General features: G+C 62.1%; 13 protein-coding genes. 11 read left to right on the forward strand and 2 right to left on the reverse strand.

The window, feature by feature from the left end; genetic code table 11:
• A partial coding sequence (locus VJS90_RS02935; RefSeq protein WP_324118932.1) for an amidohydrolase family protein occupies window positions 1-631 on the reverse strand: 631 nt, incomplete at its 3' end.
• Window positions 632-738: 107 nt separating this feature from the next.
• Here VJS90_RS02935 and mtnA point away from each other — a divergent pair.
• On the forward strand, window positions 739-1815 hold the full coding sequence (mtnA, locus tag VJS90_RS02940) for an S-methyl-5-thioribose-1-phosphate isomerase (protein ID WP_324118934.1): 1077 nt from the start codon (window positions 739-741) through the stop codon (window positions 1813-1815).
• Here the strand turns inward: mtnA and VJS90_RS02945 are convergent, their stop codons facing one another.
• Window positions 1816-2271 carry an REP-associated tyrosine transposase gene (locus tag VJS90_RS02945; RefSeq protein ID WP_324118936.1) on the reverse strand — a complete coding sequence of 152 codons (456 nt, stop codon included), beginning with the start codon at window positions 2269-2271 and terminating at the stop codon, window positions 1816-1818.
• A gap of 831 nt (window positions 2272-3102) precedes the next feature.
• Between VJS90_RS02945 and gyrA the strand changes: the two genes are divergently transcribed.
• From gyrA to VJS90_RS02995, 10 genes are all read left to right on the forward strand, one after another.
• A complete protein-coding gene (gyrA, locus tag VJS90_RS02950; protein ID WP_324118938.1) occupies window positions 3103-5901 on the forward strand; it encodes a DNA gyrase subunit A in 2799 nt (932 codons plus the stop codon).
• A gap of 69 nt (window positions 5902-5970) precedes the next feature.
• Window positions 5971-7056 (forward strand): 3-phosphoserine/phosphohydroxythreonine transaminase, encoded by a 1086-nt coding sequence (gene serC, locus VJS90_RS02955; RefSeq protein ID WP_324118940.1) that lies wholly within the window; start codon window positions 5971-5973, stop codon window positions 7054-7056.
• Window positions 7056-8150, forward strand: a complete 1095-nt coding sequence (pheA, locus tag VJS90_RS02960; RefSeq protein ID WP_324118942.1) for a prephenate dehydratase — start codon at window positions 7056-7058, stop codon at window positions 8148-8150. The genes serC and pheA overlap by 1 nt, the downstream gene beginning before the upstream one ends.
• Window positions 8151-8432: 282 nt before the next feature.
• Window positions 8433-10667 carry a bifunctional prephenate dehydrogenase/3-phosphoshikimate 1-carboxyvinyltransferase gene (locus tag VJS90_RS02965; protein WP_324118944.1) on the forward strand — a complete coding sequence of 745 codons (2235 nt, stop codon included), beginning with the start codon at window positions 8433-8435 and terminating at the stop codon, window positions 10665-10667.
• Window positions 10664-11350 carry a (d)CMP kinase gene (gene cmk / locus VJS90_RS02970; protein ID WP_324118946.1) on the forward strand — a complete coding sequence of 229 codons (687 nt, stop codon included), beginning with the start codon at window positions 10664-10666 and terminating at the stop codon, window positions 11348-11350. Before VJS90_RS02965 ends, cmk begins: the two co-directional genes overlap by 4 nt.
• Before the next feature lie 124 nt (window positions 11351-11474).
• The gene (gene rpsA, locus VJS90_RS02975; protein WP_324118948.1) at window positions 11475-13151 is read left to right on the forward strand and encodes a 30S ribosomal protein S1; all 1677 of its coding nucleotides are present in this window, start codon (window positions 11475-11477) and stop codon (window positions 13149-13151) included.
• Window positions 13152-13649: 498 nt separating this feature from the next.
• Window positions 13650-14885: an O-antigen ligase family protein gene (locus tag VJS90_RS02980; RefSeq protein ID WP_324118950.1), complete on the forward strand. Its 1236-nt coding sequence runs from the start codon at window positions 13650-13652 to the stop codon at window positions 14883-14885.
• Window positions 14886-15103: 218 nt separating this feature from the next.
• A complete protein-coding gene (gene ihfB, locus VJS90_RS02985) occupies window positions 15104-15403 on the forward strand; it encodes an integration host factor subunit beta (protein WP_158460159.1) in 300 nt (99 codons plus the stop codon).
• A gap of 16 nt (window positions 15404-15419) precedes the next feature.
• Window positions 15420-15662: a DUF1049 domain-containing protein gene (locus tag VJS90_RS02990; RefSeq protein WP_324118954.1), complete on the forward strand. Its 243-nt coding sequence runs from the start codon at window positions 15420-15422 to the stop codon at window positions 15660-15662.
• Window positions 15663-15835: 173 nt separating this feature from the next.
• Window positions 15836-17287 (forward strand): MBL fold metallo-hydrolase, encoded by a 1452-nt coding sequence (locus VJS90_RS02995; RefSeq protein WP_324118956.1) that lies wholly within the window; start codon window positions 15836-15838, stop codon window positions 17285-17287.
• Window positions 17288-17313: the final 26 nt, after the last annotated feature.

Consider the following 17313-nt stretch of genomic DNA (forward strand, 5'->3'; position numbering starts at 1 on the left):
CCTCGGCGATGACGCGGATCTTCTCGAGGTTCTGGTCGCTGACCGTGTAGGGCGCGTGCGGTCCTAGCGCGACCGTGATGCGCGGGTGGTGGCGCAGGTCGTTGAACAGCTCGACGGCGAGGTTCAAAGCCTCTTCGGTGCTGCGCGCGCCCGGGATCGGGAAGTCCAGCAGCGGGGCGCTGATCTGCGCGCGGATACCGCTCTGATGGACCCGCTCGCTGGCCTCCTTAGGGAAGAAGTACATGTCGGCGAAGCAGGTGATGCCACCCTTGAGCTGCTCGGCGATGGCAAGGTCGGTGCCGTCGCGCACGAACGCCTCGTCGACCCAGCGGCCCTCGGCCGGCCAGATGTGGTCCTCGAGCCAGGTGTGCAGCGGCAGGTCGTCGGCCAGCCCGCGGAACAGCGTCATCGCGGCGTGGCCGTGGGCGTTGACCAGCCCCGGGGCCAACAGCTGGCCGGGCAGCTCAAGGGTTTCGAGCGCCGCTGGCGCCTGCTCGCGCGGGCCCATCCAGGCGATCAGCCCCTCGCGAATGCCCACGGCATGGTGTTCCAGTACCACCCCGGCCGGTTCGACGGGCACCAGCCAGGCAGGCAGGAGCAGCAGGTCGAGAGGCGCGGCGGGTGTAGGCATGCAGGTTACCTGGGCTTGAAGGGCGAAAGGCGCAGTATACCCGAGCGTCCGCGCCTGAGGCTCGCTATAATCGCCCGCTTTTGATGTCCGAACGATGGGGAGAAGCAATGCGCGAGCGACTTTTGGCGGCAGAGAAGGTGACGTCCATCAAGTGGTGTGATGGCATCCTGCATCTGCTCGACCAGCGCAGCCTGCCGTTCGAGACCCGCTGGCTGCCGCTCGCCAGCGCCGCGGCCGTCGCCGGCGCCATTCGCGACGAGGTGGTGCAGGGTGCCCCCGCGGTCGGCATCGCCGCTGCCTACGGCATCGTCCTCGGGTTGCGCGCGCGCCTGGGCGTCGATGACGACTGGGAGAGGGCGCTTGAAGAAGATTTCGAAGCCCTCGCCGAGACCCAGCCTGCCGCCGTCAACCTGGCCTGGGCGCTCAACCGCATGCGTGACCGCCTGCTGCGGGTGCGCGAAAGCGAAGACGTGCTGTCGATCATGCAGGCCGAAGCGATCGCCATCCACGACAGCGACCGCGAAGCCAACCTCACCATGGCCCAGTTCGGCGCCGACCTCATCCGCAAGCACCAGGGCAGCGAGCAGACCCTGCTCACCCACGGCAGCGCCGGCGCCCTGGCCACCGGCGGTTTCGGCACCGCCCTGGGGGTGATTCGCGCGGCGTACCTCGAAGGCATGGTCGAGCGCGTGTACGCCGACGAAACCCGGCCCGGCCTGCAAGGCACGCGCCTGGCCGCCTGGGAGCTGGCGGCCGACGGCATCCCCGTCACCGTCAGTGCCGATTCCGCCGCAGCCCACCTGATGAAGACCAAAGGCATCACCTGGGTCATCGTCGGTGCCGAGCACATCACCGCCAACGGTGACGTGGTCAACCGCATCGGCACCTACCAGCTTGCCGTCACCGCCATGCACCACGGCGTGCGCTTCATGGTGGTGGCGCCCAGCTCCAGCATCGACCTCAACCTGGCCAGTGGCGAGGATGTCTACATCGAAGAAGGCGCCGCCCGCGACCTGCTGGCCCTGTCAGGCCAGCACCTCGGCGCTGGTGTCGACGGCGTCAACCCGGTGTTCGACGTGACCCCGGCGGACCTTATCGACGTGATCGTCACCGAAAAAGGCATCGTCGAACGCCCCGACACCGCCAAGCTCGCGCAGCTGATGTGCCGCAAACGGCTGCACTGATCACAGCCAGGCGCAGTCCCAGTGGGGGTAGTGGCCGACGTGCTCGGCCAGGCCCGCGCGGATGGGGTTGGCGATGATGTAGCGTGCGGTCCTGCGCAAGTCTTCCTCCTTGCGCAGGGCGCGATCGTGGTAGCCCGGTTGCCAGATCGCGCCCTGATGGCTGCACGCCTTGTAGAGCGCACAGCTGGTGCGTGACTTGAATTGGCACATCAGGCTTGCCAGCGTTGAGTCTCCCAATTCGAATAGCCAGTGGATGTGGTCTGGCATCACCACCCACGCCAGAGACCGGCACGCGCCCGATTGGTCGGTGCGGCGCAATTCCCGTATCACCAGGCGTGCCAGCCTGAAATCCTTGAAAAGCGGTGTTCGGTGATGGGTGACCGCAGTGATCAGGTAAGGCCTGCCTGGTTCCGAAAACCGGCCCCGGCGCAGCAGATTGCTGTGTGGACTGTCCATGTCCGACTCCTTTCATCGATTGAGCCGAAAACGGTAGCCCGTGAAGCGCGTACTGCCATTGCGGCATTGTTGCCGGATATGCAGCCTGGTGCCTGGCGCAGCCGAGCACCTGTAGGAGCAGGCCTTGTGTCGCGATCGAGGGCGTAGCCCTCGCCGGGGCGCAGGGTTGTCGCGTTGTGCGGTAGCGGCAGGGGGCACCGCATGCATTCGGCTGCCCCTGCAGCGCCTACAAGATTCTGGGGCCGCTGCGCGCCCCAATCGCGACACAAGGCCCGCTCCCACAAAGTGCCTGGCTGCGCCGGCACAGAGGCGAGAGTGTGGCCGAGCCTGCGGCCGGCATGGCGCCTGGGCCATCTGCTGTTCGCCTGTTACACCGGCTGGGTATGGACGGCAGCACTCCGCTTCAGTGTCCCGTTTCCACCGACATACAGCCAGAGGCCCAGACACCGTGCCGGCCGCAGGCTCGGCCCCACTCTCGCCTCGGCCCGGCGCAGCCGGGCCACGCCATTGAAACCGTCCAGTGCGCTAGCCCCCTTGGGCCTGACGGCAGACCCACAAGCCCCCCCAGCCACCCCGCCCCAGACACAAAAAAACACCCCCATCCAACCCTCACACAACCACCGCTCCCCACCCTCCCAAGCGCCCTACCTTTGTGGTAACATCCGACGGTTTCCAAGGTCGCTCACACAGGCGGCCTTCTTTGCGCAGATCCATGCCTCAACTCGTTGATTTGTCGTAAGTCGTCGCATGGCCAAGCGCTGCGGCGGCGAGCTTCGTTCGCCCCCCTATGGATGTAACGAAGTTTCACCAGAAAAAGGAATCAGGCTTCTCATGGGCGAACTGGCCAAAGAAATCCTCCCGGTCAATATCGAAGACGAACTGAGACAGTCCTACCTCGACTACGCGATGAGCGTCATTGTCGGGCGTGCACTGCCCGATGCGCGTGATGGCTTGAAGCCCGTGCATCGCCGCGTTCTCTATGCGATGAGCGAACTGGGCAACGACTGGAACAAACCGTACAAGAAGTCCGCCCGTGTGGTCGGTGACGTCATCGGTAAGTACCACCCGCACGGCGACACGGCCGTGTACGACACCATCGTGCGCATGGCCCAGCCATTCTCGCTGCGCTACCTGCTGGTCGACGGCCAGGGCAACTTCGGCTCGGTCGACGGCGACAACGCCGCGGCCATGCGATACACCGAAGTGCGCATGACCAAGCTGGCCCACGAGCTGCTGGCCGACCTGCACAAGGAAACCGTCGACTGGGTGCCCAACTACGACGGCACCGAGCTGATCCCGGCGGTCATGCCCACCCGCATCCCCAACCTGCTGGTAAACGGTTCCAGCGGTATCGCCGTGGGCATGGCGACCAACATCCCGCCGCACAACCTGGGCGAGGTGCTCGACGGCTGCCTGGCACTGATCGATAACCCGGACGTCACGGTCGACGAACTCATGCAGTTCATCCCGGGCCCGGACTTCCCGACCGCGGGCCTGATCAACGGCCGCCAGGGCATCATCGAGGCCTACCGCACCGGCCGTGGCCGCATCTATATGCGCGCCCGCTCCGAAATCGAAGACATCGACAAGGTCGGCGGCCGCCAGCAGATCGTCATCACCGAGCTGCCTTACCAGCTGAACAAAGCACGCCTGATCGAAAAGATCGCCGAGCTGGTCAAGGAAAAGAAGATCGAAGGCATCACCGAGCTGCGCGACGAGTCCGACAAGGACGGCATGCGCGTGGTCATCGAGCTGCGCCGTGGCGAGGTGCCAGAGGTCATCCTCAACAACCTCTACGCCCAGACCCAGCTGCAGGCCGTGTTCGGCATCAACATCGTCGCCCTGATCGACGGCCGTCCGCGCCTGCTCAACCTCAAGGACCTGCTCGAAGCCTTCGTGCGCCACCGCCGTGAAGTGGTCACCCGCCGCACCGTGTTCGAGCTGCGCAAGGCCCGCGAGCGTGGCCATATCCTTGAAGGCCAGGCGGTTGCCCTGTCCAACATCGATCCGGTCATCGCCCTGATCAAGGCCTCGCCGACCCCGTCCGAGGCCAAGATCGCCCTGACCAGCACGCCGTGGGAATCCAGCGCCGTGGAAGTCATGGTCGAGCGCGCTGGCGCCGACGCCTGCCGTCCGGAAAACCTCGACCCGCAGTACGGCATGCGCGATGGCAAGTACTACCTCTCGCCAGAACAGGCCCAGGCCATCCTCGACCTGCGCCTGCACCGCCTCACCGGCCTGGAACACGAGAAACTGCTGGCCGAGTACCAGGAGATCCTCAACCAGATCGGCGAGCTGATCCGCATCCTGTCCAGCGCCGAGCGCCTGATGGAAGTGATCCGCGAAGAGATCGAAGCGATCCGCGCCGAATACGGCGACGTGCGCCGCACGCAGATCCTCGACGCGCGCCTCGACCTGACCCTGGGTGACATGATCCCGGAAGAAGAGCGCGTGGTGACCATCTCCCACGGCGGCTACGCCAAGACCCAGCCATTGTCGTCGTACCAGGCCCAGCGCCGCGGCGGCAAGGGCAAGTCGGCCACCGGCGTCAAGGACGAGGACTACATCTCGCACCTGCTGGTCGCCAACAGCCACGCCACGCTGCTGCTGTTCTCCAGCAAGGGCAAGGTGTACTGGCTCAAGACCTACGAGATCCCCGAGGCATCCCGCGCCGCGCGCGGCCGTCCGCTGGTCAACCTGTTGCCGCTGGAAGAAGGTGAATACATCACCACCATGCTGCAGATCGACCTCGAGGCCCTGCAGCAGAGCATCGGCGCCGACGAAGACCTGGACGAGCTCGAAGACTCGGTGATCGAAGGCGAGATCGTCGAGCCCGAGGAAATCGAGGAAGAAGAGGGCGACACCCCAGAGCTGGTCGCCGAACCGACCGGCGCGTTCATCTTCATGGCCACCGCCTCCGGTACCGTCAAGAAGACCCCGCTGTCGCAGTTCGCCCGTCCACGCACCAGCGGCCTGATCGCCCTGAAGCTCAAGGAAGGTGACACCCTGATCGCCGCGGCCATCACCGACGGCGCCAAGGAAGTCATGATGTTCTCCGACGCCGGCAAGGTGATCCGCTTCGCTGAAAGCGTCGTGCGCACCATGGGCCGTAACGCCCGCGGTGTGCGTGGCATGAAACTGGGCAAGGGCCAACGCCTGATCTCGATGCTGATCCCGGAGTCCGGCGCGCAGATCCTCACCGCGTCCGAGCGTGGTTTTGGCAAGCGTACCCCGCTGTCCAAGTTCCCGCGTCGCGGGCGTGGCGGCCAGGGCGTCATCGCCATGGGCACCAAGGGGCGCAACGGCCTGCTGATCGGCGCCATCCAGGTGCAGGAAGGCGAAGAGATCATGCTGATCTCCGACCAGGGCACGCTGGTGCGGACCCGCGTCGGCGAAGTGTCGAGCCTGGGCCGTAACACCCAGGGCGTGACCCTGATCAAGCTGGCCACCGACGAAACGCTGGTCGGCCTCGAGCGTGTCCAGGACCCATCCGAGGAAGAAGTCGACGACTTCATCGAGGAGGGCGAGGAGGGCGCCGTGGCCGAGGCGGACCACGTCACCGACGTGGCCGACACGACTGACGCGGCGGCTGACGACGCGGGTGCCGACGAAGAGGCACCCCAGGAATAACAGCGCAACAACCCGGACGGGGCGGCCATGGTCGCCCCGTTGACTTCTTGGAACAGAGCGAGAGTGGATGTGAGCAAACGAGCCTTTAACTTCTGCGCAGGCCCTGCTGCGCTTCCCAGCGCTGTCCTGCAGCGTGCCCAGGCCGAAATGCTGGACTGGCACGGCAAAGGCCTGTCCGTGATGGAAATGAGCCACCGCAGCGACGACTACGTGGCCATCGCCGAAAAGGCCGAACAGGACCTGCGCGACCTGCTGTCCGTCCCCTCCAACTATAAAGTGCTGTTCCTGCAGGGTGGCGCCAGCCAGCAGTTTGCCGAGATTCCGCTCAATCTGCTGCCCGAAGGCGGCACCGCCGACTACATCGAGACCGGCATCTGGTCGAAGAAAGCCATCGAGGAAGCCCGTCGCTTCGGCAACATCAACGTCGCCGCCAGCGCCAAGCCCTTCGACTACCTGGCCATTCCCGGCCAGAACGAGTGGAACCTCACCCCCAACGCCGCCTACGTCCATTACGCCTCCAACGAAACCATCGGCGGCCTGCAGTTCGACTGGGTACCGCGGACCGGTGATGTTCCGCTGGTGGTCGACATGTCGTCCGATATCCTCTCGCGCCCGATCAACGTTGCCGACTACGGCATGATCTACGCTGGCGCCCAGAAGAACATCGGCCCAAGCGGCCTGGTCGTGGTCATCGTGCGCGAAGACCTGCTCGGCAACGCCCGCAGCAGCTGCCCGACCATGCTGAACTACAAGGTCGCCGCCGATAACGGCTCGATGTACAACACCCCGGCCACCTATTCCTGGTACCTCTCGGGCCTGGTGTTCGAGTGGGTGAAGGAGCAGGGCGGCGTCGCGGCCATGGAGCAGCGTAACCGCGCCAAGAAAGACCGCCTGTACGGTTTCATCGACAACAGCGAGTTCTACACCAACCCGATCAGCGTCAATGCCCGTTCGTGGATGAACGTGCCGTTCCGCCTGGCGGACGAGCGCCTCGACAAGGCCTTCCTCGCCGGCGCCGACGCCCGCGACCTGCTCAACCTCAAGGGCCACCGTTCGGTCGGCGGCATGCGCGCCTCGATCTACAACGCTCTGGGCCTGGACGCCGTCGAAGCGCTGGTCGCCTACATGGCCGAATTCGAGAAGGAGCACGGCTGATGTCCGAACACGAGCTCAAGGCGCTGCGCGTACGCATCGACAGCCTCGACGAGAAGATTCTCGAGCTGATCAGCGACCGCGCCCGCTGTGCCCAGGAAGTTGCCCGGGTCAAGACCGCCGCGCTGCCAGCAGGCGAAAAGCCGGTGTTCTACCGTCCCGAGCGCGAAGCCCAGGTGCTCAAGCGCGTGATGGAGCGCAACCCGGGCCCGCTCGGCAACGAGGAAATGGCCCGGCTGTTCCGCGAAATCATGTCCTCGTGCCTAGCCCTCGAAGAGCCGCTCAAGGTCGCCTACCTCGGCCCTGAAGGCACCTTCACCCAGGCCGCGGCCATGAAGCATTTCGGCCATGCCGTGATCAGCCTGCCGATGGCCGCGATCGACGAAGTGTTTCGTGAAGTGGCGGCCGGAGCCGTCAACTTCGGCGTCGTGCCCGTCGAGAACTCCACCGAAGGCGCGGTCAGCCACACCCTGGACAGCTTCCTCGAGCACGACATGGTGATCTGCGGTGAAGTCGAGCTGCGCATCCACCATCACCTGCTGGTGGGCGAGAACACCAAAACCGACAGCATCACCCGCATCTACTCCCACGCCCAGTCCCTGGCCCAGTGCCGCAAGTGGCTGGACGCGCATTACCCGAACGTCGAGCGCATCGCCGTGTCGAGCAATGCCGAGGCTGCCAAGCGGGTGAAAGGCGAGTGGAATTCCGCCGCGATTGCCGGCGACATGGCCGCCAAGCTGTACGGCCTGACCCGCCTGGCGGAAAAGATCGAAGACCGCCCGGACAACTCCACGCGCTTCCTGATGATCGGCAATCAGGAAGTCCCGCCGACTGGCGACGACAAGACCTCCATCATCGTCTCCATGAGCAACAAGCCCGGCGCGCTGCACGAGTTGCTGGTACCGTTCCATGCCAACGGCATCGACCTCACCCGCATCGAAACCCGCCCCTCGCGCAGTGGCAAGTGGACCTACGTGTTCTTCATCGACTTCGTCGGCCACCACCGCGACCCCCTGATCAAGGCCGTGCTCGAGCAGATCAGCCAGGAAGCCGTGGGCCTCAAAGTGCTGGGCTCGTACCCCAAAGCGGTGCTCTGACATTGGTGCGTGTGGCCCCCAAGCCCCACCCGGCTTCGCCGGCACAGAAGCAAGGCTGTGGCCAAGCCCCAGTGCCCGGCTGCGCCGGCGCAAAGCCAATCTACCGAGGTAATCCCAACCCCGGCCCGGCAAAGCCGGGCCTTGTGGGGGCGTGCCTTGTGCCGGAACGCCGGACCGCGCGAAATGAGGGCAAAGCCCTCACCGGACCCAATAACTCCCAGCTTCCCCAATCAGGGCAGGGTGCTCCCATCGCGCCCACCCAGCTATCTAGGGTCCCAGCCCGTGCCTGACGTACCAACCCCAACCCCGCTCATCAACCGCCTGGTCGTCATCGGCCTGGGCCTCATCGGCGGTTCCTTCGCCAAAGGCCTGCGCGAATCCGGCCTGTGCCGCGAAGTAGTGGGCGTCGACCTCGACCCCCACTCCCGCAAGCAAGCCGTGACCCTGGGCGTGGTCGACCGCTGCGAAGAAGACCTGGCCACCGCCTGCATCGGCGCCGACGTCATCCAGCTGGCCGTCCCGATCCTGGCCATGGAAAAACTCCTCGGCCACCTGGCCCGCCTCGACCTGGGCAGCGCCGTGATCACCGACGTCGGCAGCGCCAAGGGCAACGTCACCCGCGCCGCCCGCCAGGTGTTCACCCAGGCCCTGTCACGCTTCGTCCCCGGCCACCCGATCGCCGGCTCCGAGCAGAGCGGGGTAGAGGCCGCCAACGCGACCCTGTTCCGCCGCCACAAGGTCATCCTCACGCCACTGCCCGAAACCGACCCCCAGGCCCTGGCCCTGGTCGACCGCCTGTGGCGCGCCCTGGACGCAGACGTCGAGCACATGCCCGTCGAGCGCCACGACGAAGTCCTGGCCGCCACCAGCCACCTGCCGCACCTGCTGGCCTTCGGCCTGGTCGATTCGTTGGCCAAGCGCAATGAAAACCTCGACATCTTCCGGTACGCTGCCGGTGGGTTCCGCGATTTCACAAGAATCGCCGGCAGCGACCCGGTCATGTGGCATGACATCTTCCTCGCCAACCGCGAGGCCGTCCTGCGTACACTGGATACATTTCGCACCGACCTCGACGCCTTGCGCGACGCGGTCGATGCAGGGGATGGGCGCCAGCTGCTGGGTGTATTCACCCGCGCTCGGGTTGCCCGCGAGCATTTCAGTAAAATCCTGGCCCGCCGGGCCTATGTGGACGCTATGAACTCCAACGACCTGATCTTCCTGGCTCAACCTGGTGGCCAACTGTCCGGACGCATCCGCGTACCCGGCGACAAATCGATCTCGCACCGCTCGATCATGCTCGGTTCGCTTGCCGAAGGCACCACCGAAGTCGAAGGCTTCCTCGAAGGCGAGGACGCCCTGGCGACCTTGCAGGCCTTCCGCGACATGGGCGTGGTCATCGAAGGCCCGCACCACGGCCGCGTGACCATCCACGGCGTCGGCCTCAACGGCCTCAAGCCGCCACCGGGCCCTATCTACCTCGGCAACTCCGGCACCTCCATGCGCCTGCTCTCCGGCCTGCTGGCCGCGCAGCCGTTCGACGTCACCATGACCGGCGACGCCTCGCTGTCCAAGCGCCCGATGAACCGCGTCGCCAACCCGCTGCGCGAAATGGGCGCGGTCATCGAGACCGGCCCTGAAGGCCGCCCGCCGATGACCATCCGTGGCGGCAGCAAGCTCAAGGCCCTGACCTACACGCTGCCGATGGCCAGCGCCCAGGTCAAATCCTGCCTGCTGCTGGCCGGCCTGTACGCCGAAGGCAAGACCACCGTCACCGAGCCCGCGCCAACCCGCGACCACACCGAGCGCATGCTGCGCGGCTTCGGCTACCCGGTCGACAGCAACGGCCCCGTCGCCTCGCTGCAGTCCGGCGGCAAGCTGACCGCCACCCGCATCGAAGTGCCCGGCGACATCTCGTCGTCGGCCTTCTTCCTGGTGGCAGCCTCCATCGCCCAGGGCTCGGAACTGGTACTGGAGCACGTCGGCATCAACCCGACCCGTACTGGCGTGATCGACATCCTGCGCCTGATGGGCGGCGACATCACCCTGGAAAACCAGCGTGAAGTCGGCGGCGAGCCCGTGGCCGACCTGCGCGTGCGCGGCGCCCAGCTCAAAGGCATCGAGATCCCCGAGAACCTCGTCCCGCTGGCCATCGACGAATTCCCCGTGCTGTTCGTCGCCGCCGCCTGCGCCGAAGGCCGCACCATCCTGCGTGGCGCCGAAGAGCTGCGGGTCAAGGAATCGGACCGCATCCAGGTCATGGCCGACGGCCTGATCGCCCTGGGCGTCAAATGCGAGCCAACTCCCGACGGCATCATCATCGACGGCGGCCAGATCGGCGGCGGCGAAGTGCACGGCCACGGCGACCACCGCATCGCCATGGCCTTCAGCGTCGCCTCGCTGCGCGCCAGCGCGCCGATCCGCATCCATGACTGCGCCAACGTCGCCACCTCGTTCCCCAACTTCCTCGCCCTGTGCGCCGAAGTGGGCATCCGCGTCGCCGAAGAGGGCAAGTCGTGAAAACCCCATCACCGGTCATCACCATCGACGGCCCAAGCGGCTCGGGCAAAGGCACCGTCGCCGGTATCCTGGCCCGCGAGCTCGGCTGGCGCCTGCTCGACTCCGGCGCCCTGTACCGCCTGCTGGCCTTCAATGCCAGCAACCACGGCGTCGACCTGACCAACGAAGAACTGCTCAAGGCACTGGCCGCCCATCTGGACGTGCAGTTCATCGCCGCCGAGCCGGGTAAACTGCAGCAGATCATCCTCGAAGGCGAGGACGTCAGCCACGTCATCCGCACCGAAACCGTCGGCGCGGGTGCCTCGAGGGTGGCCTCCCTGCCAGCGGTCCGCGATGCGCTGCTGCAACGCCAGCGCGCCTTCCGCGAAGCGCCAGGCCTGATCGCAGACGGCCGCGACATGGGCACCGTGGTGTTCCCCGACGCGCCGCTCAAGGTCTTCCTCACCGCCAGCGCGGAGGAGCGGGCGCAGCGCCGCTATCTGCAGTTGAAGGACAAGGGTGAAGATGTTAGTCTGTCGAGTCTGCTAGATGAGATACGTGCGCGTGATGAACGCGACACCCAGCGCGCAGTGGCCCCGCTCAAGCCGGCGGCCGATGCGATAGTGCTGGACTCCACGGAGCTTTCCATCGAGCAGGTGTTGCAACGCATCAAGAGCGAAGTCGCACTCCGCGACCTCGCCTGATGATCAGGAAAGCAGGCAGGGGCACCAGTCAACGTCCTGTCCGCTTTTCTTAATATAACGAAACCCACATTGTCTGGAATGTGGCTGATGGGCGTCTGTTTCGCCCGAATCTACAGGAATTAAAATGAGCGAAAGCTTTGCAGAACTCTTTGAAGAAAGCCTGAAATCCCTCAACCTTCAGCCTGGTGCGATCATCACCGGTATCGTTGTCGACATCGACGGCGACTGGGTGACCGTTCACGCTGGCCTGAAATCCGAGGGCGTCATCCCGCTCGAGCAGTTCTACAACGAAGCTGGCGAGCTGACCATCAAGGTCGGTGACGAAGTTCACGTTGCGCTGGACGCGGTCGAAGACGGCTTTGGCGAAACCAAGCTGTCCCGTGAAAAAGCCAAGCGCGCCGAGTGCTGGATTGTTCTGGAAGCAGCTTTCGCCGCCGAAGAAGTGGTCAAGGGCGTTATCAACGGTAAGGTTAAAGGCGGCTTCACTGTCGACGTTAACGGTATCCGTGCGTTCCTGCCAGGTTCGCTGGTTGATGTCCGCCCAGTGCGCGACACCACCCACCTCGAAGGCAAAGAGCTGGAATTCAAGGTCATCAAGCTGGACCAGAAGCGCAACAACGTTGTCGTTTCCCGTCGCAGTGTCCTGGAAGCCGAAAACAGCGCCGAGCGCGAAGCTCTGCTGGAATCGCTGCAGGAAGGCCAGCAGGTCAAGGGTATCGTCAAGAACCTCACCGACTACGGCGCATTCGTGGACCTGGGCGGCGTCGACGGCCTGCTGCACATCACCGACATGGCCTGGAAGCGTATCAAGCACCCATCGGAAATCGTCAACGTTGGTGACGAGATCGATGTCAAGGTTCTGAAGTACGATCGCGAGCGCAACCGCGTTTCGCTGGGTCTGAAGCAACTGGGTGAAGACCCATGGGTTGCTATCAAGGCTCGTTACCCAGAAAGCACCCGCGTCATGGCGCGCGTCACCAACCTGACCGACTACGGCTGCTTCGCTGAGCTGGAAGAAGGCGTTGAAGGTCTGGTGCACGTTTCCGAAATGGACTGGACCAACAAGAACATCCACCCGTCGAAAGTCGTTCAGGTTGGCGACGAAGTGGAAGTCATGGTTCTGGACATCGACGAAGAGCGTCGTCGTATCTCCCTGGGCATCAAACAGTGCAAGTCGAACCCATGGGAAGACTTCTCTGGCCAGTTCAACAAGGGCGACAAGATCTCGGGCACCATCAAGTCGATCACCGATTTCGGTATCTTCATCGGCCTGGACGGCGGCATCGACGGTCTGGTTCACCTGTCGGACATCTCCTGGAACGAAGCGGGCGAAGAAGCCGTGCGTCGCTTCAAGAAGGGCGACGAGCTGGAAACCGTCATCCTGTCGGTTGACCCAGAGCGCGAGCGCATCTCCCTGGGCATCAAGCAGCTGGAAGACGATCCGTTCTCCAACTTCGTTTCCGTCAACGACAAAGGCGCTATCGTAAAAGGTATCGTTAAAGAAGTTGACGCCAAGGGCGCCATCGTTACCCTGGCCGACGACATCGAAGCCACTCTGAAAGCTTCCGAAATCAGCCGTGACCGCGTTGAAGACGCGCGTAACGTTCTGAAGGAAGGCGAAGAGATCGAAGCCAAGATCATCAGCGTCGACCGTAAGAGCCGTGTCATCAGCCTGTCCATCAAGTCGAAGGACGATGCTGAAGAGCGCGAAGCTATCCAGAGCCTGAAAGACGCTCCAGAAGCTGCCGCTGACACCACCATGGCTGCGCTGCTGCGCCAGGCTATGGCCAAACAGAACTAAGTTCTGATTGGAAGAAAAAGGGCGACCTCGGTCGCCCTTTTTCATGCCCGCGATTTGTGTCTATCCGCAGGTGCTCCTGTTGCTCCTGCTCCTTCGGCAGTCCAGCTATCCAAGGCTCAAAGGCAAGGAGTGTTGCCGGGCCTTCGGCCGGCGATGCGCCTGGCCCACTGGCTGCCTTACAGCACCACCAGCGGTGTGGGGCTTGCTTTGTGTTGCGAAACGACCGGGTAGGGCCGAAAAGCTGCACGGTCACTTTCCTGGCTCATCGGGGCTGCAGTCTCGCTGAGCCAGTCCGCGTTTGGCCTTTGAGCAGCACGCATGTCCATGCTCCGGCGCATCGCTAGGCAGCCTTCAGTCCTACTTCGAGACGGACGGTGCCATTAATCAGCCATCTGTCTTGGTTAGCTGTTGCAATCCCTATGCGGAGCCCGTAAAAAGGAGTCGGCACCGACGGCTCTAGACGCGGTTTGATCGTGACTGTAGTGAGTTGACAATAGTATGGGTCTGGCACTAATTAGTGTAGAACGCTTATCGCATTGGCTTAAAAATTCCTCCGTATTATTTTTCGCATATGTACTAGCGATATTCTATGGCAATATCTACGCAAAGCTGACCTTGCCACTAGCCATGTTTATTTTGCCCTTGCTTGCGTACTCTTTGCGTGTGAAGAGTCTAAGGTGGCAAGCGCTGCTTCCTTCGATCGCTTGTTTTCCGGTGGTCATTCAGGCTCTCACTGGTAATATGGTCGTGAAGGCCGATATTTCGGTATACTTCTGTTTCTTCTACTCGATGGTTGTGGTGCTCGTTGTATCTAAGATTAGGCCGGATGACTCGTTGGTCAGGCTAGGCGTGTTGTTTGGTAGTCTCTTGATAGGGGTCTTCATGGTGGCTAACGCTTCCTTAAACTACCGGCCCGGCATGTCATTCTATGAGCTCAAAAACCTAATTTCGACACCATTGGGTAGTTCTAATTATCTTGCGGTCTTCGTGTTGTATGGTCTGGTCTTGGCGCTCTATGCCAAGGAATGGCTATGCTCCGTCGCATTGATTTTTGCCTTCATGGCCACGTTTTCTCGGACTGGATATGTGATGCTGGCGTTGGCTGGACTGATCTATCTGCTGGATAGCCGGACAACAATCATTGCACGATGGCCGAAAATCTCATGTGGCGCTTTGGCTATCGCTGTGGCGGCAGTTGTTTCGTTCTTGCTGGTGACTAAAACAGTACTCCCTGAGTCTCTGGCTATTCGGGTTTCCTTGTGGCATGCGGCTCTTTACCACATAGCCGAGTATCCGTTGTTTGGTACGCCTCGCTCTGAGTATTTTTATATATTCAATGGTCTCGCTTGGGATCCCCATAACTCGATTTTGAATCTGCTGCTTTTGCTAGGTAGTGTCGGTACTGTAATTTATCTGGCGTACCTGTACCTGATGCTGTCGCTGTTCGCCAAACTTGGACGAGATTCGGTTTTTTGGCGATCTGTATACATCGCATCAATTGTGACTCTGGTTTGGAGTATGTTCGAGGTAGTGTTGTTGACTCCGGCGTACGACATCGTCATGGCGACCATGTATGGATTGGCGATTGCCTCGAAGCTGAACCGGGTGGAGGCAAGCGTCAGCCTGCCATCCTGGATCACCGAAGGTAGAATCAGTGCGGAGGAGAAGAAAGATTACGAGCTAATATCGCGAGTCAAGGCACAAGGCCAGCGAGCTCCGGTATCAGTCGAGTGACGCTGCGAACGTTCGGTACTAAAGCTAGCATTTGAGCCTGCGGAACGGCTGTCCGGCCTACTGATTAGGTTCATGTCACGGCGCGTTGCCATGCGGTACGCCGGCTCATGTCTCTTGAATTTTCTTGTTAAGTCAAGCCCGGCCCTATTCAAATTTCCCTGAGCGTGCTACAAACAGACAGAGCAATGATCTAGCTGCTTGAAAAAGAAGGGAAAAATATGACGAAGTCGGAGCTGATCGAACGTATTGTCACCCATCAAGGGCTGCTTTCGTCCAAGGACGTAGAGCTGGCCATCAAGACCATGCTTGAGCAGATGTCCCAATGCCTCGCCACTGGCGACCGCATCGAAATTCGAGGATTCGGCAGCTTTTCCCTACATTACCGTGCCCCCCGGGTGGGCCGTAATCCAAAGACCGGGCAGTCGGTCAGCCTTGACGGCAAGTTCGTGCCGCATTTCAAGCCTGGCAAGGAGCTTCGTGACAGGGTCAACGAAGAAGATGAACACGAAATCACCTGAGTATCGGGGATGACTCATGCGTAATCTAAAGCGCGTCCTGGGGGCGCTGTTCGTACTCATACTAAGCGCGCTGGTGCTGTTCTTCGTGCTTGAGAATCAGCAGTCTGTCGGTTTGGTCATGTTCGGCTGGTCTGCTCCCGTGGTTCCAGTGGCTGTGCCGGTATTGGCTGCGTTGCTCATCGGTCTGGCAGTCGGTCCGCTGTTAGGCGCTTATGGAGTTTTTCGTAGCAAGCGGCGCGCGCGTGGCGGCTCTGTGTAGCAGCATTCCGGAAACAGCAGTGATACTGCCGTATCGACACCCTGAATGGCTTCAGCACAGCGTGACATGCTTTACGTCCTATTTCCTACAACCATACAGGCTGTAGCTGATAGGGATATTCCTCAGCCTGTGGGCTAATGTCGCTCCTTTCATCATGCTGGAGCGTCATTGTCATGAGCCTTTTTCCGCATATCACCCACCACGGTGCCACCCGCCGCGTCACGGGCTCATGCCATCAACTGCATCTTGACGCTCACTCAAGCCTTCTGATTGATTGCGGTCTGGAACAGCGGGCTGATGCCCCGGCCGGTGCAGATGCGACTCACCTGGATTTTGACATATCAGGCGTAGAAGCGTTGGTCGTCACTCACGTGCATCTAGATCACGTGGGCCGAATCTCCGCGCTACTGGCTGCAGGCTATCGTGGCCCGATCATCTGCAGTGAGCCCTCCGCCAGGCTTTTGCCGCTAGTGCTCGAAGACGCCTACCGGCTAGGCATCAGTAGCGAGCCGGATCAAGTAGCTCGTTATATCGACCATATCAAGCAGCGTATCGTCGCGCTTGCGTTCGAAACGTGGCATGCGCTGATCGAGCGTGAAGATCTGGTCTGCCGTATCCGCCTGCAGCGTGCCGGTCATCTGCTTGGATCGGCTTATGTCGAATGCGACATCCACTACGTTGGCCGGCCTGACTCACATCGAGTTGTCTTTTCCGGTGACTTGGGCGCCACCAATAACCCTCTACTGCGAGACGTACGACCTCCGGAACGTGCAGACATCCTGATTTTGGAAAGCACATACGGGGATCGTCTTCATGGCGATCGCAGCGATCGCCAGCAGAGGCTTGAAGATGTGATTGATCGTGCCCTGGAGGATAAGGGGACCATTCTCATACCTGCTTTCAGTCTTGGCCGTACCCAAGAGCTGCTCTATGAGATCGAAGACATCCTTTTCCGCAAGTCGCTGCTACAGGTCGAAGCCTGCGTTGGTCCTGTTGATCCTCTGCAGGTCATCGACTGGTCCGAGCTCCCCGTAATTCTTGACTCGCCCCTGGCTCAACGCATTACCGCGGCTTATCAAGAGCTTCACCAGTACTGGAATGTCGAAGCTCGGCAGCGTCTGAGCCAAGGGCGCGCGCCTCTGAATTTCCGCCAGCTCATCAGTATCGAATCCCATGCCCAGCACCAGAAGGTAGTCAATTATCTTAAAAGTACGGGACGCCCGGCGATTGTCATAGCTGGAAATGGGATGTGCTCAAGTGGGCGGATCGTGAACTATCTCAAGGCCATGCTGGGAGACCCGCGACATGAAGTGATATTTGTCGGATACCAGGCCAAGGGGACGCCGGGGGCGGTCATACAGGCGTGCGAAGCGGCTGAGGGGTTTGTGAAGATTGATCTGGATGGCCGGATGTATGAAGTGAGAGCGAAGGTTGCTACGTTGTCGGGGTACTCGGGGCATGCCGATCAAGCGGGCTTGGTAGCATTCGCCACGGGTATGAAGCAGCCGGCGAGGAATGTTCGCCTGGTGCATGGCGAGTATCGCAGCAAGCGTACGCTCGCTGCGGAGCTAAAGCGGCGGTATGCCGAGCTCGGACACGCAGTGGAAATTGAGGTATCTCAATGAAGGAAAACCGGTTACTGGCCCAGCAA

This window comes from Pseudomonas sp. (assembly GCF_035277045.1).
Taxonomy (GTDB): domain Bacteria; phylum Pseudomonadota; class Gammaproteobacteria; order Pseudomonadales; family Pseudomonadaceae; genus Aquipseudomonas.

Bases quoted from the DNA above. Each gene is read 5' to 3' on its own strand.
- VJS90_RS02995 (WP_324118956.1), top strand. From the start codon at position 15,836: ATGAGCCTTTTTCCGCATATCACCCACCACGGTGCCACCCGCCGCGTC.
- gyrA (WP_324118938.1), top strand. From the start codon at position 3,103: ATGGGCGAACTGGCCAAAGAAATCCTCCCGGTCAATATCGAAGACGAA.
- ihfB (WP_158460159.1), top strand. From the start codon at position 15,104: ATGACGAAGTCGGAGCTGATCGAACGTATTGTCACCCATCAAGGGCTG.
- pheA (WP_324118942.1), top strand. From the start codon at position 7,056: ATGTCCGAACACGAGCTCAAGGCGCTGCGCGTACGCATCGACAGCCTC.
- VJS90_RS02990 (WP_324118954.1), top strand. From the start codon at position 15,420: ATGCGTAATCTAAAGCGCGTCCTGGGGGCGCTGTTCGTACTCATACTA.
- VJS90_RS02945 (WP_324118936.1), bottom strand. From the start codon at position 2,271: ATGGACAGTCCACACAGCAATCTGCTGCGCCGGGGCCGGTTTTCGGAA.
- mtnA (WP_324118934.1), top strand. From the start codon at position 739: ATGCGCGAGCGACTTTTGGCGGCAGAGAAGGTGACGTCCATCAAGTGG.
- rpsA (WP_324118948.1), top strand. From the start codon at position 11,475: ATGAGCGAAAGCTTTGCAGAACTCTTTGAAGAAAGCCTGAAATCCCTC.
- VJS90_RS02980 (WP_324118950.1), top strand. From the start codon at position 13,650: ATGGGTCTGGCACTAATTAGTGTAGAACGCTTATCGCATTGGCTTAAA.